Source organism: Nitrospira japonica (assembly GCF_900169565.1).
GTDB lineage: Bacteria > Nitrospirota > Nitrospiria > Nitrospirales > Nitrospiraceae > Nitrospira_C > Nitrospira_C japonica_A.
This window is the reverse complement of sequence record NZ_LT828648.1, coordinates 527,285-550,674: the sequence shown is the minus strand read 5'-3', so window position 1 is coordinate 550,674 and position 23,390 is coordinate 527,285. Positions and strand designations below refer to the sequence as shown.

Annotated in this window: 22 protein-coding genes, 3 tRNA genes and 1 pseudogene; 6 read left to right on the top strand and 20 right to left on the bottom strand. The window is 60.0% G+C overall.

Annotated features, from left to right (window positions below):
* Position 1: 1 nt before the first annotated feature.
* A complete protein-coding gene (locus NSJP_RS02590; RefSeq protein ID WP_269457707.1) occupies positions 2–1,222 on the bottom strand; it encodes an IscS subfamily cysteine desulfurase in 1,221 nt (406 codons plus the stop codon).
* Positions 1,219–1,689 (bottom strand): RrF2 family transcriptional regulator, encoded by a 471-nt coding sequence (locus tag NSJP_RS02585; RefSeq protein WP_080885375.1) that lies wholly within the window; start codon positions 1,687–1,689, stop codon positions 1,219–1,221. Before NSJP_RS02585 ends, NSJP_RS02590 begins: the two co-directional genes overlap by 4 nt.
* 154 nt (positions 1,690–1,843) lie before the next feature.
* On the opposite strand from NSJP_RS02585, the gene NSJP_RS02580 reads away from it, so the two are divergent.
* Positions 1,844–2,260 (top strand): 2Fe-2S iron-sulfur cluster-binding protein, encoded by a 417-nt coding sequence (locus tag NSJP_RS02580; protein ID WP_080885374.1) that lies wholly within the window; start codon positions 1,844–1,846, stop codon positions 2,258–2,260.
* An 86-nt stretch (positions 2,261–2,346) separates the two neighbouring features.
* Here NSJP_RS02580 and NSJP_RS02575 read toward each other — a convergent pair whose 3' ends face one another.
* Positions 2,347–3,051, bottom strand: coding sequence for a ferredoxin--NADP reductase (locus NSJP_RS02575; RefSeq protein WP_080885373.1), 705 nt, complete (start codon positions 3,049–3,051; stop codon positions 2,347–2,349).
* Positions 3,052–3,189: 138 nt separating this feature from the next.
* Between NSJP_RS02575 and gltX the strand changes: the two genes are divergently transcribed.
* The 3 genes from gltX to NSJP_RS02560 all read left to right on the top strand — a co-directional run bounded on the left by gltX (position 3,190) and on the right by NSJP_RS02560 (position 4,894).
* Positions 3,190–4,605, top strand: coding sequence for a glutamate--tRNA ligase (gene gltX / locus NSJP_RS02570; protein ID WP_080885372.1), 1,416 nt, complete (start codon positions 3,190–3,192; stop codon positions 4,603–4,605).
* 92 nt (positions 4,606–4,697) lie between these two features.
* Positions 4,698–4,771, top strand: a tRNA-Gln gene (locus tag NSJP_RS02565).
* 49 nt (positions 4,772–4,820) lie between these two features.
* Positions 4,821–4,894: transfer RNA gene (locus tag NSJP_RS02560), tRNA-Gln, on the top strand.
* Between the two features lie 86 nt (positions 4,895–4,980).
* Here the strand turns inward: NSJP_RS02560 and NSJP_RS19915 are convergent.
* From NSJP_RS19915 to NSJP_RS02535, 5 genes and pseudogenes are all read right to left on the bottom strand, one after another.
* Positions 4,981–5,196, bottom strand: a pseudogene (locus NSJP_RS19915) (DNA gyrase inhibitor YacG).
* A 39-nt stretch (positions 5,197–5,235) separates the two neighbouring features.
* Positions 5,236–5,571: a PilZ domain-containing protein gene (locus tag NSJP_RS02550; RefSeq protein WP_080885371.1), complete on the bottom strand. Its 336-nt coding sequence runs from the start codon at positions 5,569–5,571 to the stop codon at positions 5,236–5,238.
* A 162-nt stretch (positions 5,572–5,733) separates the two neighbouring features.
* Positions 5,734–7,428: a glutamine--tRNA ligase/YqeY domain fusion protein gene (locus tag NSJP_RS02545; protein ID WP_080885370.1), complete on the bottom strand. Its 1,695-nt coding sequence runs from the start codon at positions 7,426–7,428 to the stop codon at positions 5,734–5,736.
* A 261-nt stretch (positions 7,429–7,689) separates the two neighbouring features.
* Positions 7,690–8,103 (bottom strand): DUF6941 family protein, encoded by a 414-nt coding sequence (locus NSJP_RS02540; protein ID WP_080885369.1) that lies wholly within the window; start codon positions 8,101–8,103, stop codon positions 7,690–7,692.
* 97 nt (positions 8,104–8,200) lie between these two features.
* Positions 8,201–8,737, bottom strand: a complete 537-nt coding sequence (locus tag NSJP_RS02535) for a hypothetical protein (RefSeq protein WP_155969803.1) — start codon at positions 8,735–8,737, stop codon at positions 8,201–8,203.
* Positions 8,738–9,047: 310 nt separating this feature from the next.
* Between NSJP_RS02535 and NSJP_RS02530 the strand changes: the two genes are divergently transcribed.
* Positions 9,048–9,125, top strand: a tRNA-Glu gene (locus tag NSJP_RS02530).
* 300 nt (positions 9,126–9,425) lie between these two features.
* A complete protein-coding gene (locus NSJP_RS02525; RefSeq protein ID WP_080885367.1) occupies positions 9,426–9,950 on the top strand; it encodes a hypothetical protein in 525 nt (174 codons plus the stop codon).
* Between the two features lie 94 nt (positions 9,951–10,044).
* Here NSJP_RS02525 and NSJP_RS02520 read toward each other — a convergent pair whose 3' ends face one another.
* From NSJP_RS02520 to NSJP_RS02465, 12 genes are all read right to left on the bottom strand, one after another.
* On the bottom strand, positions 10,045–11,769 hold the full coding sequence (locus NSJP_RS02520; RefSeq protein WP_080885366.1) for a class I adenylate-forming enzyme family protein: 1,725 nt from the start codon (positions 11,767–11,769) through the stop codon (positions 10,045–10,047).
* Positions 11,744–12,901, bottom strand: coding sequence for a citrate/2-methylcitrate synthase (locus tag NSJP_RS02515; RefSeq protein ID WP_080885365.1), 1,158 nt, complete (start codon positions 12,899–12,901; stop codon positions 11,744–11,746). The genes NSJP_RS02520 and NSJP_RS02515 overlap by 26 nt, the downstream gene beginning before the upstream one ends.
* Positions 12,888–13,802: a methylisocitrate lyase gene (prpB, locus tag NSJP_RS02510; protein ID WP_080888489.1), complete on the bottom strand. Its 915-nt coding sequence runs from the start codon at positions 13,800–13,802 to the stop codon at positions 12,888–12,890. Before prpB ends, NSJP_RS02515 begins: the two co-directional genes overlap by 14 nt.
* Positions 13,803–13,807: 5 nt before the next feature.
* Complete coding sequence (locus tag NSJP_RS02505; protein WP_197685469.1) at positions 13,808–15,292, bottom strand: MmgE/PrpD family protein; 1,485 nt, start codon at positions 15,290–15,292, stop codon at positions 13,808–13,810.
* The gene (locus NSJP_RS02500) at positions 15,289–16,071 is read right to left on the bottom strand and encodes an enoyl-CoA hydratase-related protein (RefSeq protein ID WP_155969801.1); all 783 of its coding nucleotides are present in this window, start codon (positions 16,069–16,071) and stop codon (positions 15,289–15,291) included. The genes NSJP_RS02505 and NSJP_RS02500 overlap by 4 nt, the downstream gene beginning before the upstream one ends.
* Positions 16,072–16,107: 36 nt before the next feature.
* Positions 16,108–16,914 (bottom strand): methylmalonyl Co-A mutase-associated GTPase MeaB, encoded by an 807-nt coding sequence (meaB, locus tag NSJP_RS02495; RefSeq protein WP_080885363.1) that lies wholly within the window; start codon positions 16,912–16,914, stop codon positions 16,108–16,110.
* Complete coding sequence (locus NSJP_RS02490; RefSeq protein ID WP_080885362.1) at positions 16,911–17,855, bottom strand: hydroxymethylglutaryl-CoA lyase; 945 nt, start codon at positions 17,853–17,855, stop codon at positions 16,911–16,913. The genes meaB and NSJP_RS02490 overlap by 4 nt, the downstream gene beginning before the upstream one ends.
* A 27-nt stretch (positions 17,856–17,882) precedes the next feature.
* Positions 17,883–18,704, bottom strand: coding sequence for an enoyl-CoA hydratase-related protein (locus NSJP_RS02485; protein ID WP_080885361.1), 822 nt, complete (start codon positions 18,702–18,704; stop codon positions 17,883–17,885).
* Between the two features lie 7 nt (positions 18,705–18,711).
* Positions 18,712–20,316 carry a carboxyl transferase domain-containing protein gene (locus NSJP_RS02480; RefSeq protein ID WP_080885360.1) on the bottom strand — a complete coding sequence of 535 codons (1,605 nt, stop codon included), beginning with the start codon at positions 20,314–20,316 and terminating at the stop codon, positions 18,712–18,714.
* Between the two features lie 6 nt (positions 20,317–20,322).
* A complete protein-coding gene (locus tag NSJP_RS02475) occupies positions 20,323–20,730 on the bottom strand; it encodes a cobalamin B12-binding domain-containing protein (protein ID WP_080885359.1) in 408 nt (135 codons plus the stop codon).
* On the bottom strand, positions 20,721–21,569 hold the full coding sequence (locus tag NSJP_RS02470) for an MBL fold metallo-hydrolase (RefSeq protein ID WP_172834106.1): 849 nt from the start codon (positions 21,567–21,569) through the stop codon (positions 20,721–20,723). Before NSJP_RS02470 ends, NSJP_RS02475 begins: the two co-directional genes overlap by 10 nt.
* A 189-nt stretch (positions 21,570–21,758) precedes the next feature.
* On the bottom strand, positions 21,759–23,354 hold the full coding sequence (locus NSJP_RS02465) for an acyl-CoA mutase large subunit family protein (protein ID WP_080885357.1): 1,596 nt from the start codon (positions 23,352–23,354) through the stop codon (positions 21,759–21,761).
* Positions 23,355–23,390 lie beyond the last annotated feature (36 nt).

Genomic DNA, 23,390 nt, shown 5'->3' with positions numbered 1-23,390 from the left:
ATTAGTGAGCTGCCCATTGAACCGTTTTCAAGTCGACGCCGTCTTTGGCCATTTCATAGAGCGGGGACATCTCTCGCAGCTTGGTTACTACCTCAATAACCTTCTTAATCGTATAGTCAATCTCTTCGTCGGTGTTGAACCGGCCCAGCCCGAATCTGATCGACGAGTGGGCCAGTTCGGTCCCGACCCCGAGCGCCCGCAACACGTAGGACGGTTCCAGGGTGGCCGACGTACAGGCGGAGCCCGACGACAGCGCGATGTCCTTCATGCCCATCAACAACGATTCTCCCTCGACGTAGGCGAAAGAGATGTTCAAGTTTCCGGGCAGCCGATTGGTCGGGTGGCCGTTGAGGTAGGTTTCTTCCAAAGCTCCCATGATGGCGCTTTGGAGACGGTCCCGCATCTTGGTCAACCGTACGCTCTCCGCCGCCATTTCCTGTCCGCAAATTTCGCAGGCTTTGCCGAATCCCACGATCAACGGCACGGCCAGCGTTCCGGAGCGCATACCCCGCTCATGCCCGCCGCCGTCCATCTGGGCGGCGATTCTCACCCGCGGGTTTTTCTTGCGTACATAGAGGGCTCCAATGCCTTTGGGGCCGTAAATCTTGTGGGCCGAAAAAGACATAAGGTCGATGCCCATGTCCTGGACGTCCACCGGAATTTTCCCAACGCCTTGCGTCGCATCGCAGTGGAACAGGACGCCCTTTTCTTTTGCGATTTTTCCGATCTGCTTGATCGGGTTGATCGAGCCGATTTCGTTGTTGGCCAGCATGACCGAGATCAAAACGGTCTTGTCGGTGATGGCATTGCGCACGTCCTCTGGGTTGACCATGCCCTGCTTGTCGACCTGCAACAGCGTCACGGTGGCCAAACCCTTTGCTTCCAGCGTCTTGACGGTATCGAGCACGGCACGGTGTTCGGTCACCGCGGTAATGATGTGCGAGCCCTTTTCCTTGTACATCTCGAGCACGCCCTTGATCGCCAAATTATCGGATTCGGTGGCGCCGCTCGTAAAGACGATTTCCTTGGCGTCGGCATTGATCAGCTTGGCGATCTGCTTCCGAGCGGTGTCGATGGCCTCTTCGGCAGCCCATCCGAAGGCATGGTTGCGGCTCGCGGCATTGCCGAATTTTTCGGTGAAATACGGGAGCATGGTTTCCAATACACGGGGATCCATCGGGGAGGTGCTGTGGTTATCGAGGAAAATTGGAAGCTTCATCATTCAACTCCTTGCGCCGTGGATGACTGAATAGTAATGAGCGGTGTGCCGCCCAGCATGTCCTGGAGGGTCATGCTGTTCAACAATTGATAAATACTGTCCTGCACCTTCAATAATGGTGTCCGGATATTGCAGTGCTCCCGCTGCAAGCACACATCACCGTCTTTTTCATGGGAGCAATCGGTGATACCCAACGGACCTTCAATGCTTTCAAGAATTTGCGCGATCGTAATCTGGCTCGCATTTCGCCCCAGCACATAGCCACCCTTGGGACCATTGTGACTTTCAATCATGCCGTTCTTCGCCAGGGTCTGCAGCACCTTTGCGAGGAGTTCCAGCGGGATATGATATTCCTCTGCGATCTCCTTTGTGTTGACAACGCGCCCGGGAGTGAGATCGCCAAACTGGACCGAAGCAATGTGCTGAAGGGCCATCAACGCGTAATCTGCTTTCTTCGAAATCTTCAACATGACTATTGCCGATCAGTTTGATCGGAGACTATAATGATCTCCGACTAGATAGGTCGGATTAACGATAGCACGGGCTCTTCAACAGTGTCAACCAGCGGTAGAGTCGAGTCCACGTAGATCGGCTGGGTCGAGCGCGAAGAAAGGAACAAGGTCAATGGGAGGAACGAATCCGTATATTGAGAAAAGCGACGTCGATCTACCGACGCGCCCATATACCGTTACCTTTGTGGCCCCAAACGGCGAGGTCACAAAGGTGCAGGTCGACCCGAACAAGATTCCCTATGGAATGACGGGGTTACCGGGCAGCCTACTGGATATTGCCATGGGAAATGGCATCGAGCTGGAGCACGTCTGCGGAGGGGTGTGCGCTTGTTCCACCTGCCATGTGATCGTTAAACAAGGTTTGGAGAGTTGCAACGAAGGCACGGACGATGAATTTGACCAACTCGACGAAGCTCCGATGACGACGCTGCAATCCCGCCTTGGTTGCCAGTGCGTACCCAACGGGACCAAGGATATCGTGGTGGAGATTCCCGCTGTAAATAAGAATCTGGTCAAGGAAGGTCATTGAAAGATCGGAGGCTTCCGCTGAAATACGAGTCCACCGTACGCAGTGCCCCGGCTTCTGACGGCTAGCGTCATGCCTGGCCGGGTCATTCAGTCATACGTCTCAGTCTTGACCTCCTTCCGCTCATATCCTGACTCGACGAAATATGCTCGCAGCGGCCGCACGAATTGTTTTGTTCCGCACAGCATGGGCAGCATCTGGGGCCCTCCGTTCATCAGGGGGCGTAGCATGGAGAGGACCAGATCCACGGCCTGCTGCTCTCCGCCGGCCGCGACTAGCGGCAGGTAGCGGAACCCTGGATGGTGGATGGCCAAGGTCAAGAATTCGTGATGAAACAAGAGATCGTCCTCGTCCGGCGCGACGGCGATCAGCAAGACCGAGTCCATTCGATGGTGCGCGTACATCTGCTTCAGCATGCACCGGATGGGAACCAAGCCGGTAAAGCGGCCGATAAACAAGAGTTCACGATCGAGCTGGCTCGGGAGCGTAAAGTTGCCGTATGGACCCGACAATTGGATAGCATTGCCCGGACTCAGCCCATAAAGATAGCCGGATCCCAACCCGTCGGTGACCCGATCCAATATCAGCGTGAGCTCCCCTGAGGCCGTACCAGGCGCCGCCATCGAGTACGCTCGATTGAGCGGTGGGTTAGGACCCACGGGGAGCTTGAGCGACACCCATTGGCCGGGGGCGAACGAGAGCGGGCGCTCCTTCGGAAGAAGCACCAGTTGCCGGACATGCGGGGTGAGATTGGTGACCGACAGCAGCGTGGCCCACTGGGTGAATTCCGCCATGGATTCGATTCATAGCAGAAGGGCGTGCTGGAAGGAAGGTGCGTGTCATGAGTGCGTTGCTGTACAAGCATTTTCAGCCCGTGCTATAGATACGCCCCGCCGCAATCACATTGAAAAGCATATCGAAAAGGTAAAACCATGACCCAGGTTCGTGTCCGATTCGCACCGAGTCCTACGGGGTTTCTCCATATCGGCGGGGTCAGGACGGCTCTCTTCAATTGGCTCTTTGCCCGCCAGCAGCACGGCGTGTTCGTCCTGCGAATCGAAGATACGGATCAGGACCGGTCGACGGAAGAATCGATCGCCGCCATCATCGAAGGGATGAAATGGGTCGGACTCGATTGGGATGAAGGGCCTTTCCGCCAGACGGAACGCATGGATCTCTATCGTCAGCATGCGGTGAGATTATTCGACCAGGGAAAGGCCTATTGGTGCGTATGCAAGCCCGAAGAGTTGGAGACGCGTCGACGAGAGGCCGAGGCAAAGGGGCTCTCTCCGCGCTATGATGGTCGTTGCCGCAATCTCGGCATCACCCAACCAAGTGGCGAAGCCGCGCTGCGGTTCAAGGCGCCGCAGGATGGCCAGACCGTCGTGGACGACCTGATCAAGGGGAAAGTCGTCTTCGACAATTCGGTATTGGACGATCTCATCATCCTCCGGTCGAACGGCTATCCGACGTATAATTTCTCAGTCGTCATCGACGATGCGTTGATGCAGATCACCCACGTCGTCCGTGGGGACGACCACCTGACCAATACGCCTCGCCAAGTCCCGATCTTCGAGGCTCTCGGTTTTCCGATCCCCCGTTTTGGCCATCTGCCGATGATTCTCGGATCGGACAAGGCCCGGCTCTCGAAGCGGCACGGGGCGACGTCGATTATGGCTTACAGGGATATGGGATATCTGCCGGACGCCATGGTCAACTATCTGGTTCGGCTCGGATGGTCCCACGGCGATCAGGAGGTCTTTACCAGGCAGGAGTTGATCGAAAAGTTTTCCTGGGACCACGTGCAGAAGTCCGCCGCGGTCTTCAGCCCGGACAAGCTGCAATGGTTGAACGCCGAATATATCCGCACCAGCCCACCGGAACAGGTGGCCGATGCGCTGATCCCTCTCCTGGAATCGGCGGGACTCACGGAGCAAGTTCAAAGGGTTTCGAGGACATGGCTGGCCGAGCTTGTCGTGTTGGTCAAGGAGCGGGTCAAAACGCTGGCCGACATGGTGACGTGGGTCACACCTTATTTCGGTGAAACGGTTTCGTTCGACGAGGATGCCGCCAAGAAATTCCTGACGCCGGCAGTCGCTCCGCTTCTGGCAAAGCTGCTGGCTCGGTTCGAGGCCTTTCCGACCTTTTCGAAGCCGGAATGGGAAGATACCCTGAAGAAGCTGGTCGAAGAAGAAGGGTGGAAGATGGGGCAGCTGGCGCAGCCGGTCCGTGTCGCGCTCACCGGTCGCACGGCGAGTCCGGGTCTCTTTGAGGTGATGGACGTGCTGGGCCGGGACCGGACTCTTTTGAGATTGCGCAAAGGACTTGAAAAGGCCCAGGCTGTTTGAGTCGAGTCAGTAGGGTTACCGGCGCGGTGGGCGGAAGACTAAGTCGGTTGGCTTGACGGAATCGGGACCCGTATATTACTGTGAATGCCGGTTGGGGGATCGTCTAGCGGTAGGACGTCAGTCTCTGGATCTGACTACCTAGGTTCGATTCCTAGTCCCCCAGCCAATATCTCTCTTTCATGTCTCATCGGTCCTCGTGAAGCCCCATGCCGCGCTGGGGGATCGTCTAGCGGTAGGACGCCGGCCTTTGGAGCCGGCTACCTAGGTTCGATTCCTAGTCCCCCAGCCAATTTTTCCTTCCAGATCTCACCGCGATCTTCCGGCACCGATCGCAACGCGTCGAGGCTTCGTCCATCAGCACGGGGCACCAGAGCGCTACGCCTCGCGATCCGGTGATTCGTCCACGATCTCGTTCCCAACGATTTCATCCGATTGTTCGGCCGGCGAGGGGAGATTCGGACTCTGCGCGGGTAAACGGTATCCTTCGGATGCCCAGGCTCCCAGGTCGATCAACTGGCAGCGCTCGGAGCAGAAGGGGCGCTAGGGGTTGGCAGTCCACGTCGTCGGTCGACGACACAGCGGGCAGACCATGCCCGAATTCTATCACGACAAGTAAGTCGGAAGCCGAACTCAGCTCGGCTGGACGTGACTGACGTTGGTGGCTTGAAGCAGCCGTCGCAGGCGATGATGATCGACGTCAGAAACCCCGATGAATTCGACTCCGAATTCTCCGTGCTCGCTCCAACGGACTGCGGCCGACTCGATGGTGATGGGCGATCCCAAGTCCGTGGCGCGAATCAGAATCCGTACCGCCGAGCCGGACTGGACTGAGGTGGTGCTGGCGACTGCGCATCCGCCGACGGACAGATCGAACATGGTGCCTTCACGGATCAGCTTGTTGCCGGTCGTGGAAAAGTATACCTGCATGTCGACGGTGACACGGGGATGCTGGCGACATTCAATCATATGCTCGTCTCCTTCGTCCTTTCGCCTGAAGCGAACTGTTGTCGTCTTGAGTGTAGCAAACGGCCTCGTGCGGTAAAGCAATCAGGGAGTTTTAGCGGAGGAGATCAGCGAACGACAAAATGGTGGAGCAGTCTGTCTGATGGGGGGCGATGAGACTTCAAACTATGTGGTTCCCGGACGCTTGGCCGCTCGTGCCCAGGCGTCTTTGAGCGAAACCGTCCGATTGAAGACCGGTTTCCCGGGCATGGAGTCCGGATCCGCGCAGAAATAGCCCAAGCGTTCGAACTGGAACTTGGCCCCGGGGACAACTTTGTTGAGACTCGGTTCGACGAGACAATTGCTCAGGACTTCCAAGGATTGTGGATTGAGATAGGTGGTCCAGTCGTGGTCGGGAGGAACTTCGGTCAGATCCGTCGTGAGTAACGGGTTGTACAGGCGGACGTCCGCCTTGACGGCGTGCGCAGCCGACACCCAGTGGATCGTCGCTTTCACCTTTCGCTTGGCCTGCGCAGCTCCGCTCTTGGTTTCGGGGTCATACGTACAGTGCAATTCGGTGACCTGACCGCTGACCGGGTCTTTGACGGCGCGAACACACTTGATGATGTACGCGTATCGGAGGCGGACTTCCCGCCCCGGAGCGAGGCGGAAGAATTCTTTCGGAGGCTCTTCGAGAAAGTCGTCCTGTTCGATATAAAGGGTCTTGGAGAATGGAACCTTCCTGGTGCCTGTTGAAGGATCTTCCGGATTGTTGACTGCGTCGAGCTCTTCCGTTTCGTCGGCCGGATAGTTCTCGATCACGATTTTCAGCGGCTTCAGAACCGCCATGACTCGTTGGGAACGCTTGTTCAGATCTTCACGGATGAAAGACTCGAGCAATTGCATCTCGACTACGGCATCCCGCTTGGCCACGCCGAGGTGGTCGCAGAACGCGCGGATGGCGTCCGGTGTATAGCCGCGCCGGCGAAAGCCCTTGAGGGTCGGCAGCCGGGGATCGTCCCAGCCGGCAACCAGCTTCCGTTCGACCAGCTCGAGCAGCTTGCGTTTGCTCATGACCGCGTGCTCGATGTTCAGCCGGGCGAACTCGATTTGTTGCGGGCGGTGCCGAGGTTCGGCTTCCGCCACGACCCAGTCGTAGAGCGGGCGATGATCTTCGAACTCCAAGGTACAGATGGAATGGGTGATCCCCTCGATGGCGTCGGACAGCGGATGCGCGTAATCGTAGGCCGGATAAATGCACCAGTCTGCTCCGGTTCGATAGTGCGCCGCATGCCTGATACGGTAGAGCACCGGATCGCGGAGATTCATATTGGGAGACGCCATGTCGATTTTTGCCCGGAGCACGTGCGTTCCATCGGGAAATTCTCCCGCCCGCATCTGCCGGAAGAGCTTCAGGTTGTCCTCGGCGGATCGGTCGCGATAGGGGCTATTCTTGCCCGGTTCCGTCAGGGTGCCCCGGTAGCTCCGCATTTCATCCGCGGTCAGGCTATCGACATAGGCCAAGCCCTTCGTGATCAATCGCTCGGCGAAGCCGTAGAGCTGCTCGAAGTAGTCGGACGCAAAGAACAGTTTGCCGCGCCAGTCGAATCCCAGCCATCGCACGTCGTCCTCGATCGACTGTACGTATGAGAGATCTTCAGTCGTGGGATTGGTATCGTCGAACCGGAGGTGGCAAATCCCTTCCGGATCCTCTTGCGCCAGCCCAAAGTTCAAACAGATCGCCTTGGCGTGGCCGATGTGAAGATGGCCGTTTGGCTCGGGCGGAAATCGCGTGACGACGCGACCGCCATTCTTGCCGGCCGCGCGGTCAGCCAACACGATGTCGCGAATGAAATTGGAGGCGGCGGTTGAGTCGGTCACGTGGTCCTTCCCCTGGGGAAAATAAGTCTGCCGGTTGTTCTATCACAAGAGTCAGCGGCGGAGAAGGGCTCGCACGGACGGGTAGTGAGTCAGTTTGCCATCCGAAACAGTGCAGCTTGTCATGCCCGCGGGAGCCGATCAGGGTCTGCTCCCGAGCATTGAGCCCTGATCGAGCAGTGGATGCCCCCCCTCGTGGGTATGATCAAGACGAGGCTGACCTATTACAGGAAGGCTGTGCGGAGAGACAGCGGCACGTGTGATTTAAGAGGCAGGATGGGGTTGGAGCTGCATGACGTTGAAGTCCTTCTGCGCAATCAGATGCCCTTCCATGCGCAGGCGGAACTCATAGCGTCCCGGAGCCGGAAAGATCAGGGAAGGAATATTGATGCCGAAGTCGGAGATTTGCAGGCGATCTCCGATGACGATGTTCGGCAGCGTGGCGCGACACACCAATTGTTCCGTGTTCAAATACATCAGGTCGATATCGAATCGGTAGGTCCCTTCGGCGTCGGTCAGGCAGAAATACAGCCCCATCTGTTGGTGCTGGAAGGGAAAGGCCGCAGCCTGGAGATGCGTGAACAGGCCGATGAGACTTTTCTTCTTCGTAACGCTGTCCTCGATCACCTGATCGCACACGAGAAAAGCTTGGACGCTCGGTTTGACGATGTCGGTCATTGGCACCATTGTACGAGACTTTTCCGTCTTGTCAAAAGGGATGACGTTCTTGGCGCGAGCAGTTGATGTGGAGACGGGGGAGAAAGATGGAAGAAGATCAACCGATGGCGGCGGTGCCGCCTCGGCTCTCGATGACGTCGCCGAAGCGCGCGAAGCCCGTACCGACCCGGCAATAGTGCGGGCTGATGGACACGAATTCACCTTTGTGTGAATAGAACTGGCCGGAGGCGATGCGGATCTTCCGCTTTTGGAACAGATAGGCTTCGATAAGGGTTCGTCCTGTTTCCCGATCCACGACCATCACATTCAACGCGTCATTGATCGTCAGATTCGGCGCCGCGCTGGACGAAACCGCAAACCTCTCCGCCGAAGATGCGGACACGGAATTTCTCCGCAGATGTCCGATGCGCCGTCCTTGCTCATCATAGATGTCCATGGTCAGGAAGAGGCCAGGGGGATCGGGACGAACCTCAAGGACCAAATGTTCCTTGCCTTGAATCTTTACGACTCCGTTGGTCGTGCGGAACACGTTCGAGCCGACGTGCAACTCAAGACCTTGTTCGGGTTTCGGTTCTTCAATGATTCTCCTTAGACTGTCCAGTTCCATCGGATCCGTATTTGGCCAGTCCTTCATGCGGGAAGTTTTCGGCGAGCGAGTCGGCTCGATAGTCGAAAAGGAATGTGAATACGACACGTTAGGCCATGTTCGTATGGCTGTCAAGGTGCCGGTCTCAGGTTGTCGTTCGTCTACTTCCCCAGTGGCTGGGATGAAACCATCCGCCCTCCGGGCGTTCTCCTTGCCTCGGGTGCTGGCCTCTTCACTCTGGTGTTCGAACAAGTGAGAAAGCATCTTCGGATTCAAGACATGAATATCAAGGGAGCTGCGTTGAACCAGCTTTGGGGCCTGTGTTACAGTTGCGCCTCTTCGCGTTGCCGACCACCTTGGTCCCATCGTCTAGCCTGGCCTAGGACGGAGCCCTCTCAAGGCTCAGACACGGGTTCGAATCCCGTTGGGACCACCATACCAACCTTCGGTTGAGCCGACCCCTCTTTAGCGGTTCAAAGCGCTGGCGGCGTCGGATAAATCCACCAGTATCTCTCGTGCCGCCCGCCATTCAGGCGAAGCCTCCTCACGAATGATTCCCTCCTGCCGCCGCCCTGTCTCATGTTGGATTCGCATAAAGGATGGAAACTAAGCCTACTCGCCGCGGACTAGTTCGCGGCGCCAGTCAGGATTGACCATACGGATTGAGAAGGGCTACAGTGACCGAGGGTCTGTAGATCCGATCCGTCATGAATTGTCTGATAATCACCGGCGATCGATGAGCCTAACAGCGATCCTCTTTGCCATGGCCCGCAAGACGAGCGTTATTTTACAGGTTATTGCATTTTCCATCGTTGTGCTTCCAATGACAGCGAAGGCCCAACCGCCGAGCTACCAGGAAACCATCTCTTGGATTCGTGAAACGATGCAAAGTTCAGCGTCAGAACATACGTCTGAACATTCCTTTAATGTGAGGAACGTTAAATTCGACAGTTGCAAGATGAGCTGGGTGAGCGAAAATACTGTGTATCATCTCGGTCTGAACAATAATGAAAGCGGATTGGCTCAGGTGGAAGTCTTCCTGGATTTCAGCGCTATCCCAACGGACAGTATCCAAGATACCAGCTACAGTATAGATTTCCCTCCGTCCCTAACAAAAACAAACTGCCGGACGGCTCCCGATCATCACTATTTATGCAGGACAAAGGTAAGTTGGATTCGTATTCCGGATGCTTCCGTGCGGACAAGAATGCTAGAAGCCTTCAGACATCTATCGATGATGTGCTTTAAGCAACCGTTCTAGGGTGGAGGAAGCACTTCGTGAGAGCCGCCCGCTAACCGGGCGCAGCCTCTCTTCACTGCACGGGTGGGAGGCACTTCTTGGAAATCAAAGCGACTTATCGGTCATTTTCGGTGAATTGGTGCTCGCGGTACATGACGAGTTCGGAAGCGAGGCGGGTTTTCAGCTCCAGCCGTTTGGGTTTTCCGGTCGAGGTGTAGGGAACGTCCTGTCCGAAAAGGATGATTTTCGGACATTTGGAGAAGGGAAGGAACCGACGGCAATGCCTTTGCAGATCCGCTTCGGTCGGTTGGGAGAGGCCCGCTCGCGGGACGACGTAGGCGGCGATCTCTTCCCCATAGTACCGGTGTTCGAACGGAACGGTCATGGCGAACTGGACGAGCGGATGACGCTTCAGCACATCATCGATCTCGAGCGGCGAAATGTTGACGCCGCCACGAATGATCAATTCTTTCAGCCGTCCTGAAATGAAGAAAAACGGTCTCCCGTGCTTGTCCCGCCGGAAGAACCCTTCGTCCCCTGAGCGGAACCAGCCCCGTCGGAATGCCGCCTCGTTGGCGTCGTCGCGCTTGTAGTAGCCGTTGCAGACGGTCGTGCCGCAGATGCAGATTTCTCCTCGCGTTCCCTCCGGCAGAAGTTGCCCGCGTTCGTCGAGAATGGCCATCGCATTGTGCCGCACCGGCACTCCGATCGAGGGGAACTCATAGGCGCTCAGCCAGTGGCGGCGCTCCTCGGGCGACAGATCGTTGGGCAGGAAACATGAGTAACACGTCGTTTCGGACAGCCCGTAGCCGTGGCGGATGGGACAATGGAACCGCGCTTCGAAGCGAAGCGCGGTGGCTTTCAACATTGGCCCTGCGCCGCAAATGAAGCCCTTCAACCGGTCCAGCCGGTAGGGCGCCAGGTCCTCGTCTGCATCCAACAGGAATTCAAGAAGGGTGGGCACGACGCTGACACAGGTGACGCCCTCCTCATGCAGCCTCCGCCAGAAGGTCGTGCTCTTGAACTTGCGATTCAGCACCACGCTTCCCTTGCAATAGAACGGGGTAAGGAGCGTCACGACCGTTCCGTTCACATGATGGATAGGGAGCACGCACATCAAGCGATCATTCACGTCGAAGCGATGCCAGTCGGCGATCGCATCGGCGTCGGTCAAGAGATTCCGGACGGTGAGGATCACACCCTTGGGCGGTCCCGTGGTCCCCGAGGTATAGACGATGAGGGCTTCATCGTTCAGGTCTGATGAGAAAGGCGCAAGGTGAGAGATCCTCGGAGGCGAGTCCTTGACGCCTGCGGATCTGTACCAAGAACCATCCCGGAAGCCTTCGTCGTTCACCGGAATCACGTGGCGCAGGCTTGGCAGGTCTCGCTGGAACTCGCGCACGTCCTTGATGTCACTGTGCCAGCAGCACAGGGCCGCCGCCTCCGAATGACCGAGGATAAACCGCTTCTTCTCCGCAGTTTCCTCGGCGTTGATCGGCACGATCGTGATTCCCGTCGCCCAGGCGGCAAAGTAGAGCACGACGGTGACGTCATGGTTGAAAAGGATCGTCGCCAACCGGTCCCCGCGTCGAAGTCCGATTCGGTCGTGGAGAAACGAAGCAGCCTGCTGGACCAGGGTGCCGAATTCGGCGTAGCTGTATGTACAATGAAGCTGCCGGTCGTCGTCGTAGTAGGTCAGGAACGGCCGGTTGACCAGGTCTCGATCATAGACTCGGGATCGGAAGAAATCCGCGAACGAATTCCACGGAAGAGCAGGAGAAGGGTCTTCCGTCTGCCGCGCCCGGGCAATCTCTTCAGCGACGGTGGTCGATGTCGACATAGGACTCTCTTGCGGGCCCCTTGTATAGAGCCCGCGGACGGATCAGCCTGTTGTGATCCTGCTGTTCGATCACGTGAGCGCACCACCCCGTGATGCGGGAGCAGACGAAGATCGGCGTATAGAGTCGGCGGGGAATGCCCATCAGGAGATAGGCCACCGCTGTGTAGAAATCAAGATTCGGGCAGAGGCCCTTCTCCTGCCGCATGACGCGTTCGATGATCAGGGCGATGTCGTACCATCGGCGGTCGCGGCAGGTCCGGCTCAAGCGATCGGCGTGCCGCTGGATAATCGCGGAGCGCGAATCGCCATTCTTGAGGACACGATGGCCGAAGCCCATGATCCGGCGTTTTCCCCCCAGCTGCTCCCTGATCCATCCTTCCGCTCTGTCAGGGCGTTCGATCTCGAGGAACATCTCCGCGACCGCCTCATTTGCCCCCCCGTGAAGTGGTCCTTTGAGCGTGCCGATCGCCGATGTCACGGCCGAGTGGAGGTCCGTCATGGTGGAGGCGGTCGCGCGGGCCGCGAACGTGGAGGCATTGAATTCATGCTCGGCATAGAGCGTGAGGGATACGTCGAGGACGTGCGCCATGAGGCGCCATTCCTCGCCTCCTCTCCGGCCGGTCAAGAGGCACAAGAGATTCTCGGCGAAGGTCAGATTCGGTTGCGCCTCCATGCGGGGGGTCCCGTTCGCGAGCCCATGTGCGACCGAAATCACGAGGGGAATCTGCGCCAGGAGGCGGATGGATTTCCGGAGGTTCGCGTCATGCGAATGATCTTCGGCATCCGTCTCGATCATTCCCAGCAGGGAGACGCTCGTTCTCAGAATATCCATGGGATGCGCGGCCGGAGGGATCATGCCAAGAAACGCTTCGACAGGGGCGGGCAACAGGGCCTCCGCTGCGAGCCGCCCCTCGAACTCCTTCAACTCCTTCCTGGTCGGCAACGTCCCGCACAGTAGCAGATGGGCCACCTCCTCGAAGGTCGCCTGGTCCGCCAAATCGCTGACTGCGTACCCGCGATATCGCAGGCCTCCTTCGTCCTCGTCCACATGGCAGAGGGCCGTTTCTCCGGCAATGACTCCGTCCAGCCCCGGGCTATATCCGGGAGTGTTTTCCGACTCAGCGATTCGCATGGCCGTCTTCCGTCGAATGAACGCGACGATCCCATTGCTCATAGTCCGCGTACCGCAGCAGGTCATAGAGCTTCGTTCTCGTATACATCCGCTCCAACAGGCCGCGCTGCGAGCCGCGGGTCTTCAGTTCAGACAGCATCTCATCGACCGCCTGTGTCGCCATACGCAGTGCCGTGACAGGAAACAGCACCAGGCGATAGCCAAGTTCTTCGAACTCCGCTACGCTCAGATAGGGAGTCTTGCCGAATTCGGTCATATTGGCGACCAGCGGGGCCTTCCCGCCTTCCTTGGCGAGGTGTCGGGCGAATGTGCGGAATTCGTCGGCTGACTCGAGGGCTTCGGGGAATATCGCGTCCGCGCCGGCGTCGATGTAGATTCGCGCCCGCCGCACGGCCGACTCCAACCCTTCGATGGCGCGCGCGTCCGTGCGGGCGATGATGAAAAAATCCGGATCCTGCCTGGCATCGGCCGCCGCGCGGATCTTGCCGGCCATGTCGTCGGTCGGGACCACCCGCTTTCCCGGAAGATGTCCGCATTTCTTGGGCATCTCCTGATCTTCGATCTGCATCCCGGCCAACCCGGCTGCCTCGAATTCCTTCACCGTCCGCATCACGGCGAGCGGAGGTCCGAAACCCGTGTCCGCGTCCACGATGGCGGGGATCGCCACGGCCTTGGTGATGGTCGCCGAGTCGTATGCCGCTTCCGTCAAAGAGAGCAGGCCGATATCCGGGAGTCCTCGTGCGGCCGACATACCGGCGCCCGACACGTACAGCGCGTGGAAGCCGGCACGCTCGATCTGCATGGCCGTCAGGGCATTGAACGCTCCTGGAAGGATGAGCGTCTGCTTGTCGAGCAGTTCGCGGAAACGGCGTGCTCTTCTCGTTCCTCGTTCGTCGCGCATCGCCTTCACCGATTACGGATTCTCAGCAACGGCATCAACGCCCCGATGTCCCTCAGCCGGTCGAGCGTCCAGACCGACCGGATCAGCGTCCTCATCCGCTCGCGACTCAATGTTTTTTCGGCCAGCAGGCGGAACTTGTCTTCCACCTGTTGGTCGGACATCGGGTTCTTGGGATGGCCCAGGGGATGGTCCACCTCTTGGAGATAGACGTTTCCGGCCCTCGTCCGAACCATGAGGCGCGTCGGCATGGCCTCCGGGTAGCGGCCGACGAAATCAGATTGCGGAACGACGCGCACCTTCTGCATCAACGCTTGTAGCGCCGGATCAGTGAGGCGAGCGCCGTCGAACGAGCGCAGCGTCATCTTGCCGTCCAGGAGGGTCGCAGCCACGCAGAAGGGAAAGCTGTGGTCGGCGGTTTCTCGCGTGCGAGGCCGCCATTTTTCCGGGTCGCGTCCGATAATTTCGATCGCGACGTCATAGCTGGCGATTTCGACCTCGGAGATGGAAGCAAGTGCGCCGTCGCCCTCAGCTTTCAGCAGATCCTCCCGGATCGCCAGCGCGGCCTCCACCGCCGTTTGCGCGTGATATTCCACCGGGTAGTGTTTGATATAGGTATCCAGGATCTTGAACGAGGGGGACTGGCTCCCGGCCATGGAGGATGCCTGTGCCATCTCTCCCGCGAATGGGAAGAGATCGAGCGGTCCGGATACCAGTCTCATGAAGCCCTTCTCTCCTTCGAAGATCGGCGCGGGGCCGGTCATGCCGCTGCGAGCCAGGGTGGCGGCGAAGACCCCGTTGCGAGCTGCGTTGGAAAAGGCGCAGGCCTTCCACATGGACAGATCGCCCACGCGCGTCTGGCGCAGCGCGACGTTCGCGACACCGGCCAGGTTGACGGCCTGCTCGGTCTTCGAGGCGGAGAGCTTCATCACCTTGGCGGCCCCGAGAGCCGAGGAGAAGGGCCCGTAGGTGACATGGTCCCAGCCGCGCGGACGCAGCGCCGCTGCGTCACACAGGCGGCATTGCACTTCATAGGCGACTACCGCGGCCAGAATCACGGATTTCCCCGACGCATGACACGCCTCTCCGGCTGCAAGCACGGCCGCAAGGTTGTCCGAGGGATGCGCCGGTTCCCGCGCGAGATAGGTATCGTTGAAGTCGAGATACCGGACCATCGCGCCGTTGGCGAAGGCGGCGAGATCGGGGAGCGTTTTATGACCTGTGCCCCAGAGCGTCGTGCCGCCGGCGACCTTGACGGATTCCGCGATGCGGCGCGCGATCCGGCAGGGCGGCGCATTCCAGGCTCCCAGTGCGCAACCCAGACTGTCCATGATCCGCCGCTTCACCTCGTGCACGACGGCGCCGGGCAAGTCTTCGTATCGGAGGGTTCGGCTGTAGCGGGCGAGACGGTCCGCCAGCAACGGCCGCTCCTTTCCGATGTGTATGCCTTCTTCAATCTTCATGCGCTGTACTTCGCGCAGCTGAGAAATCATGCGTTCGCCTCTGTGAGCCGCGAATGACGCTTTTCGAGAAACGCCTGGACCGCTGCCCTCTTGTCGTCGGTCGCGCATAGGCGGCCGAACAATTCGGCCTCCCGGTCCAGCCCTTCGGACAGGGGGATGTCGAGCCCTCCTCTGATCGCATGCAGCGCCGCCTCGATCGCGGGTTTGCCGCGTGACGAAATCACCGTCGCGACGGCTTCGGCCTGCGCCATCAACTCGTGCTGCGGTACGACTCGGCTGACCAGACCGATCCGCTGCCCTTCTTCCGCGGACAGGCTTTCACCGGTCAGGATCATTTCGGCCGCTCGTGACGCGCCCACCACTCTCGGGAGCCGTTGGGTGCCTCCAAATCCCGGTATGAGGCCGAGTTTGACTTCCGGCAACCCCATCATGATGCCGGCGGCGGCCAATCGAATGTGGCACGCCAAGGCCAGCTCCAGACCTCCGCCGACGGAGGTGCCGTTGAGGGCGGCAAGAACGGGCTTCTCCGATCGCTCGATACGATTGAGCAGCGACTGTCCGCGCACGGCGAATTCTGCTCCGCCGTGCATCGTATTGAGATGGGCCAGCTCATTGAGATCCGCTCCCGCACAGAAGAATCGTCCGGAACCGGTCACGATCATCACCCGGACAAACTCGTCTTCCTCCACCTCGCTCAGCACGTGTTCCAATTGTTTGAGCATGGAGAGGTTGAGCACATTCGCCGGCGGATTGTGGAGGGTGATTCGTGCAACGTGGTGAGAGACGGTCAATAACAGTTGGTGCGACATGACATCCTCCATTCGACACGTTGTGTGCGCAGCTACCTAGACCAAGCGCGGCTTGGGCCGGGCGCCAGGCGTTCCATCATCATGCGTCTTGTGGCTCCGTCGATGCGCGGCAATCGCGGCTACCAGTTCGGGGATCCCCTCGCCCGTCGTGGCAACAGTCCGGACGACGTGCGGGCACCAGGCCCGTAGGTCGCGGAGGGTGGAATTAGCCCCGGCATGGTCGCCTTTGTTGAGTACGATGATCGGGGCGACTTCCAACAGACCCGCCTTCATCGCTTGGACCTCGTCGCCCAGGCCGGGTGCCACGACTGCGACCACGGTGTGGGCGACGTCCATGATCTCTATTTCGCCCTGACCGACTCCGACCGTTTCGACCAACACCACGTCGTACCCGGCCGCGTCCAACACGAGCGCGGCTTCCCGGGTGGTTGGGGCGAGCCCCCCGTGATGGCCGCGAGCGGCCATGCTCCTGATGTACACCCCATGATCCAGCGTGTGATCTCCCATCCTGATGCGATCGCCGAGCAGGGCGCCCTTCGTCACGATACTGCTGATATCGACGGCCAGCACTCCGACTGTCCTGCCCGAACGTCGGTAGGCAGCCGCAAGTTGAGCGATCAGGGTGCTCTTGCCGGCTCCCGGATAACCGGTAATACCCGTTACGTCCGCGTGGCGGGACCCCGAGTCGAGCAGCCGCAATGCGGCGGCTCCGTCCGGGTCTCGATTCTCCAAGAGCGTGATCAGCCGCGAAACGGCACGAACGTCGCCGGTCTTGACCCTGTCGGCCAAAACCGCCACGTCGGTCGTCTCTCGCCCGGATCGGCGCAGGTCCAAGGCAGTCATGTCACAGGCTCATAGGAGGTTCGGTCCGTTTGGATGCGCGACAGTCGAGACGCGAGGGGACGGTCTAACGCCCGTGAGATCTGTCTGGCTGCCGCAGCCACCTGTTGTTCGTCTACCGTCAGGATGGCTCCCGAGGCTTTGAGGGCGTAGACCACGTCTTCCGTCGCCACGTTGCCCGATGCTCCCGGCGCGTAGGGGCAGCCGCCCAGTCCGCCGGCGGCCGTATCGAAGGCCTCGATGCCGTAATCTGTCCAGGCTGCCAGGACATTGGCGACGGCCATGCCGTAGGTATCATGGAAGTGCAGGGAGAGCCGGCTTCGCTCAATGTGCGGGAGGGTTGCATCCAACAGCCGTCGCACATCGTTCGGAGCGGCTTTGCCGATGGTGTCTCCAAGGGAAATTTCATCGATTCCGATGTGTAGCAGCCGTTGCATGACCTTGATGACGCGGCCCGGATCGACGGCGCCTTCAAAGGGACAGTGGGTCGCGGTGGAAATGTAGCCGCGCACGGTCATCCCGTCCCGTTTGGCTTCGGCCACCAGCGGCGCGAACCGGTCGATCGATTCCAGGACCCCGCATTTGATGTTGCGCCTGGCGAACGTCTCCGAGGCCGCGGTGAAGACCGCGATCTTTTCTATCGCCGCGGCTCTCGCCCGTTCCAATCCCTTCTCGTTGGGCACCAGAGCCGAATAGGTCACGCCAGGTAGGCGTTCCATTTTGCGAGCGACCTCGTCTGAATCGGCCAGCTGGGGGATCGCATGGGGGGATACGAATGACCCGATCTCGATTTCCGCCGCTCCCGTTCGAGACAGGGCGTTGACAAACGACACCTTGGCAGAGGTCGGGACGATCGCCGGTTCATTTTGCAGTCCGTCCCTCGGACCGACTTCGATAATACGGATCGGCCTTGCAACCCTGTTATGCCCGTTACCGAGCGACATCGTGCGATATCCTCTCTTCAGCCCTCATTATTCGGGGGCGCTTCGACTCCCTCGCTTTCCGGGCATCGCAGTCCAGACGGGCGCACGTCGTTCAAGAAAGGCCCGGAATCCTTCCTGCGCTTCGTCCGAAAGGCGAGCGCGGACGTTGGATTCGACGCAGGTATTCCATTGCTCGTTGCCGGACAGGGCGGGCAGCCGGTGGAGCAGGGCTTTGGTGTCCTGTGCCGCCTGCGGCGCGGCACGCAGGACCGACTGAATCAACTCATCGACGCGGGCATCGAGCTGAGTCTTTTCGACGACATCGTGAATGAGGTTGCCCTGTTTGGCGGCCGACGCGGAGAATGGTTCTCCGGTCAGGCAGCATCGTCGCAGGAAGGATTCGCCGGTCTTTCGGAGCAGAACAGGAGCGATCACCGACGGCACCATCCCCAAACGGACTTCGCTGAGGGCGAACGTCGCGTCCTCCACCGCCACGGCGATGTCACAGGCTGCGATCATGCCGACTCCGCCTCCGAAGGCCGGTCCCTGGACTCGCGCGATGACGGGGCAGGGACATTCGTCGATGGCGCGAAACATCCTCATGAGCTCCTCAGCATCTTTCCGCCTCTCCGGCGCGGACCGCGTTCCACCGGATCTCATCCAGTCGATATCCGCGCCGGCGCAAAACGCGGGACCATTGCCCGTCAAGACGACCGCTCGGACCGAGGGGTTCCGGCCCGACTCGTCAAAGACCCGGGACAGTGCTTCGACCATACCGGCATCGAACGCGTTCCGCCTGTGAGGACGGTTCAGTGTCACGCGGGTCACGCCGTCGTGCGATTCGATTAGGATGGCGGCTGGATGCGTCATGCGGTCCTCACATGCGAAACACCGGTGGGCGCGACGGATGGACCGCCATAGTCATGGCGACGTCCAAACATAGGCCAAGGATGCGTCGCGTGTCGGATGGATCGATGATCCCGTCATCCCAGAGGCGGGCCGTGCTGAAATAGGGGCTGCCTTCCCGCTCATACTGGGACATGGTGGACTCACTCATCTTCCGCTGCTCGTCCTCGGAGAGCGTGACGTGCTCCCTCGCCCGTTGCTGCCGTTTGACGGTCGCCAGTACATGGGCGGCCTGCTGCGCCCCCATCACCGACGTCCGCGCGTTCGGCCAGAGGAAGAGGAAGCGCGGTCCATAGGCGCGGCCGCACATCGCGTAATTGCCGGCGCCGTGGGAGGCGCCGATGATGACCGTGAATTTCGGCACGTCGGCGGTTGCCACCGCCTGCACCATCTTCGCGCCGTCTTTGATGATCCCGCGGGCTTCATACTCTTTGCCGACCATGAATCCGGTGATGTTCTGCAGAAAGATGAGCGGGATGCGTCGCTGGGCGCAAAGCTCGACGAAATGCGTCCCCTTCAAGGCGGCCTCCGACAACAGCACGCCGTTATTGGCGACGATGCCGACCTGATGCCCAGTCCAGTGGGCGAATCCGCAGGTCAATGTTTGGCCGTAGCGCGCCTTGAACTCGTGAAATCTGCTTCCGTCCACCATCCGGGCGATCACCTCGTGCGCCTCGGGCGTCTTCCGGGGATTGCTCGGGATGAGTCCGTAGAGGTCACTGGCCTGGTAGAGCGGTTCCTCGCTCTCGCAGTCACGCCGTCTCGCAGGCCGTCGGGGCAAGGTGGCAACGATCGACCGGCAGATCTTCAGCGCGTCCTGGTCGTTCTCGGCCAGATGGTCGCTCACGCCGGACAGTCTCGTGTGCAGGTCGGCGCCGCCGAGTTCTTCAGGGGTCACCTCCTCGCCGGTCGCAGCCTTCACCAGGGGCGGCCCGCCCAAATAGATGGTGCCGGTTCCCTTCACGATGACATTCTCGTCGCTCATCGCCGGTACGTAGGCGCCGCCCGCCGTACACATGCCCATGACCACGGCAATCTGCGGAATGCCCAGTGCGGACATCCGCGCCTGGTTGTAGAAGATCCGCCCGAAGTGGTTCTTGTCCGCAAAGAGTTCGGCCTGCATGGGCAGGAAGATTCCTCCGGAGTCGGCAAGGTAGATCGCGGGCAGCCGGTTCTCCAGGGCGATCTCCTGCGCCCTCAGATGTTTCTTGATCGTCATCGGAAAATAGGTGCCGCCCTTGACCGTGGCGTCGTTGGCGGCGATGACGCAGGGCCGTCCAGACACGAAGCCGATGCCGCTGATCAGACCGGCGGCGGGAACCTGCTCCTCGTACATCCCGCAGGCGGCGAGGGGGCTCAGTTCGAGCCATGGAGAATCGGGGTCCAGCAGTGCCGCGACCCGTTCGCGAACCGTCAGTTTGCCTCGTTGTTTATGCAGTGCGACGGCGTCGGCCGGACCACCGGCCTCTGCAAGAGAGAGATGTTTGTCGAGATCGGCTCTCAGCCCCTGGTAGTGGGCCACGTTTGCCGAGAATTCTTCGGATGTCGTCACGAGCGAGGTCTTGATGATGCGCATGACCGGTCAACCTCGTGCTTTGATTCCCTCCACGAAGGCGACGATCTCGTGCATCGGCGCCCCCGGCCGGAACAGAGCCTTCACGCCGGCCGCTTTGAGGACCGGCAGGTCGTCGTCGGGAATGATGCCGCCTCCGAACAGAACGATGTCCCCGGCGTTCTGTTCGTTGAGCAGCTCCAGCACGCGGCGGAACAGCGTATTGTGCGCCCCCGACAAGATGCTCAGCCCGATCGCGTCCACGTCTTCCTGAATCGCCGCCGCGACGATCTGTTCCGGCGTCTGGTGAAGGCCGGTGTAGATCACTTCCATCCCCGCGTCACGCAGGGCGCGCGCGATCAGTTTCACTCCTCGGTCGTGGCCGTCGAGCCCGACTTTTCCGATCAGGATTCGGAGCGGCTGCGTCGTTACGGCCATGCGTTCACCTCTTGGAGGAAGTATTTGCCCTCGAGATCTCTCTTGACGTGACCGGCTTGGATCAGCGGATCATGTTCGAAGAGCAGGAGCCAGTGTTCCTCGAAAGCCCGGTCCAATACCCAACGTTTGGTTTCGAGCGTTTGAACGGGGAACAGGTCGTACCCCATGATGTATGGCAGCGGCAGATGCGACACCGTCGGAATGAGGTCGCCGAGATAGAACGCGGCATGACCCTCAGACTCGATCTTGATCCCTTGGTGGCAGCGCGTATGGCCGGCCGTGACGAGGGCAGTCACGCCCGGGACGACTTCCGTGTCGCCGTCCAGAAATTCCCACTGATGCGCCTCGGCGATCGGTGCAAAGTTCGCAAGCCGGTAGCTGGCTTTGGTACGCTCGTTGGCGCGGGAGGCATCGTCATACTCGCCGCGTTGGATGACATATCGGGCCTTCGGAAACGTGGGGGACAGGGTCCCGTTCGCCCGTCTCCTGCTGTTTCCACCCGCATGGTCGAAATGCAGGTGGGTGTTGATCACCAGATCGACGTCCTCCGGCTCCACGCCCCAGCGTTTGAGGGAGTCCAGCAACGTCGGCGTTCGTTCGATCGCAAACATGCGATGGAATTTATCGTCCTCCTTGGAGCCCAACCCTGTGTCCAGGAGGATGTTCTTCCCATGCGCCCGGATCAGCAGGCAGGTGAGGCTCAGGGGAATGCGGTTCAGTTCATCGGCATGGCAACACTTGTCCCACAGGACCTTGGGAACGACTCCGAACATGGCGCCGCCGTCCAGGCGGAATCGCCCGTCGCTGACGGGATACAGTTCAAACGCTCCGAACTTCATGTCCCTTTTCCCTTCATCGTTCTCACATCCATTTGAAGGCGCGGGTGGCGCTGACCTGGGAGCCATTCTCACCCACCCGCTCCGTCCCGCGCCGGGACGCGGTCCTTACCCGGCGCCCGCAGCGGGGTCCCCACACCGGGCGGGGTGCGAAGACGGACGGGCTGGTCAGCGACAGGACCCGCGTTTTCATCACAACACCACCGGCTCCCGATAGACACCCAACACTTCCTTGAGCGCGCCACAAATCTCGCCGAGGGAGGCCCTGGCCTTCACCGCCTCAATCAGATACGGCATGACGTTCTCGCCGCAGGAGGCCGCTTCCTGGAGCGCCTCGACCGTGCCGGCCATCTTGAACGGGTCGCGCGATTTGCGGAGGTCAGACAGGCGTCTCACCTGCTCGCGTTCCACCTCCGGCCCGATTTTCAGAGTCGAGAGCGGGCGCTGCTCTTCCTCCCTGTAATCGCTGATACCGACGATGGTCCGTTCTCCCCGCTCCACGTCGCGTTGATACCGCTGCGAGGCGTCGAGGATCTCCCGTTGGGGGAACCCCCGTTCGATCGCGTTCACCATGCCGCCCATGTCGTCCAATTGTCGGAAATAGTCGAGGGCTGCTTCCTCGAGACGATTGGTCAAGGATTCGACATAGTAGGATCCTCCGAGCGGATCGACCGTGTCCGGCACCCCGCTTTCATGGGCGATGACCTGCTGGGTGCGGAGCGCCAGCTTCACCGCCTCTTCGGTCGGCAGGGCCAAGGTCTCGTCCATGGAATTGGTGTGAAGGGATTGGGCGCCGCCCAACACCGCCGCCAGTGCCTGCACCGTCGTGCGCACCACGTTGTTCAAGGGCTGCTGCGCCGTGAGCGAACAGCCGGCCGTCTGCGCGTGACTACGGAGCTGCAACGACCGCGGATCTTTGGGGTGATAGCGGCGCTCCATCTCGCGTGCCCACAGTCGCCGTGCCGCCCTGAACTTGGCGGCTTCCTCGAAGAGGTCGTTGTGGGCATTGAAGAAGAACGAGAGTTGGGGGGCGAAGCTGTCGACGGGGAGGCCGGCTTTCACCGCCGCGCCCACGTAGGTCAACCCGTCGTACAGGGTAAAGGCCAACTCTTGAACGGCAGTCGAACCGGCCTCGCGGATGTGATAACCGCTGATGCTGATCGGATGCCACTTGGGAACTCGTGCCGCACAGTATTCGATGGTGTCGATGATGAGGCGCAGCGATGGCTCCGGCGGGAACAGCCATTCTTTCTGGGCGATGTATTCCTTCAGGATGTCGTTTTGCAGTGTGCCGCCCAAGCGTTCGAACGGAATACCCTGTTTCTCCGCGACGGCCAGATACATGGCGAAGATCACGGCGGCCGGGCCGTTGATCGTCATCGAGGTGGTCACCTGGTCCAAACGAATGCCGTCGAACAGGCGTTCCATATCGGCCAATGAAGAGATCGCCACGCCGCAGTGCCCCACTTCGCCGTGGGCGCGCGGATCGTCCGCATCCATGCCCATCAGGGTTGGCATATCGAAGGCGACGCTGAGTCCGGTCTGCCCGTGCCGGAGAAGGTACTTGAAGCGGCGATTGGTATCATCGGCGGATCCGAATCCGGCAAACTGCCGCATCGTCCACAGACGTCCCCGATACATGGTGGGATAGACGCCGCGGGTATAAGGAAACTCGCCGGGCGAACCGAGAGCAGCCCTCGGCGACCAATCCTTCAAGTCATCGGGAGAATACACACGGTTGACGTCGAGTCCCGAGAGCGAGGCGAATCGTGGTTTGCGTTCGTCCATCGATCATCCCTCCGGCCACAATGTCGAGACGAAGGG

Bases quoted from the DNA above. Each gene is read 5' to 3' on its own strand.
- NSJP_RS02535 (WP_155969803.1), bottom strand. From the start codon at position 8,737: ATGAAGGACTGGCCAAATACGGATCCGATGGAACTGGACAGTCTAAGG.
- NSJP_RS02525 (WP_080885367.1), top strand. From the start codon at position 9,426: ATGAGCCTAACAGCGATCCTCTTTGCCATGGCCCGCAAGACGAGCGTT.
- NSJP_RS02500 (WP_155969801.1), bottom strand. From the start codon at position 16,071: ATGTCGCACCAACTGTTATTGACCGTCTCTCACCACGTTGCACGAATC.
- NSJP_RS02515 (WP_080885365.1), bottom strand. From the start codon at position 12,901: ATGCGAATCGCTGAGTCGGAAAACACTCCCGGATATAGCCCGGGGCTG.
- NSJP_RS02580 (WP_080885374.1), top strand. From the start codon at position 1,844: ATGGGAGGAACGAATCCGTATATTGAGAAAAGCGACGTCGATCTACCG.
- NSJP_RS02480 (WP_080885360.1), bottom strand. From the start codon at position 20,316: ATGCGCATCATCAAGACCTCGCTCGTGACGACATCCGAAGAATTCTCG.
- NSJP_RS02465 (WP_080885357.1), bottom strand. From the start codon at position 23,354: ATGGACGAACGCAAACCACGATTCGCCTCGCTCTCGGGACTCGACGTC.
- NSJP_RS02575 (WP_080885373.1), bottom strand. From the start codon at position 3,051: ATGGCGGAATTCACCCAGTGGGCCACGCTGCTGTCGGTCACCAATCTC.
- NSJP_RS02505 (WP_197685469.1), bottom strand. From the start codon at position 15,292: ATGATTTCTCAGCTGCGCGAAGTACAGCGCATGAAGATTGAAGAAGGC.
- NSJP_RS02485 (WP_080885361.1), bottom strand. From the start codon at position 18,704: ATGACGCATCCAGCCGCCATCCTAATCGAATCGCACGACGGCGTGACC.
- gltX (WP_080885372.1), top strand. From the start codon at position 3,190: ATGACCCAGGTTCGTGTCCGATTCGCACCGAGTCCTACGGGGTTTCTC.
- NSJP_RS02585 (WP_080885375.1), bottom strand. From the start codon at position 1,689: ATGTTGAAGATTTCGAAGAAAGCAGATTACGCGTTGATGGCCCTTCAG.
- meaB (WP_080885363.1), bottom strand. From the start codon at position 16,914: ATGACTGCCTTGGACCTGCGCCGATCCGGGCGAGAGACGACCGACGTG.
- prpB (WP_080888489.1), bottom strand. From the start codon at position 13,802: ATGCGCGACGAACGAGGAACGAGAAGAGCACGCCGTTTCCGCGAACTG.
- NSJP_RS02490 (WP_080885362.1), bottom strand. From the start codon at position 17,855: ATGTCGCTCGGTAACGGGCATAACAGGGTTGCAAGGCCGATCCGTATT.
- NSJP_RS02540 (WP_080885369.1), bottom strand. From the start codon at position 8,103: ATGACCGACATCGTCAAACCGAGCGTCCAAGCTTTTCTCGTGTGCGAT.
- NSJP_RS02470 (WP_172834106.1), bottom strand. From the start codon at position 21,569: ATGAAGTTCGGAGCGTTTGAACTGTATCCCGTCAGCGACGGGCGATTC.
- NSJP_RS02550 (WP_080885371.1), bottom strand. From the start codon at position 5,571: ATGATTGAATGTCGCCAGCATCCCCGTGTCACCGTCGACATGCAGGTA.
- NSJP_RS02475 (WP_080885359.1), bottom strand. From the start codon at position 20,730: ATGGCCGTAACGACGCAGCCGCTCCGAATCCTGATCGGAAAAGTCGGG.
- NSJP_RS02590 (WP_269457707.1), bottom strand. From the start codon at position 1,222: ATGATGAAGCTTCCAATTTTCCTCGATAACCACAGCACCTCCCCGATG.
- NSJP_RS02520 (WP_080885366.1), bottom strand. From the start codon at position 11,769: ATGTCGACATCGACCACCGTCGCTGAAGAGATTGCCCGGGCGCGGCAG.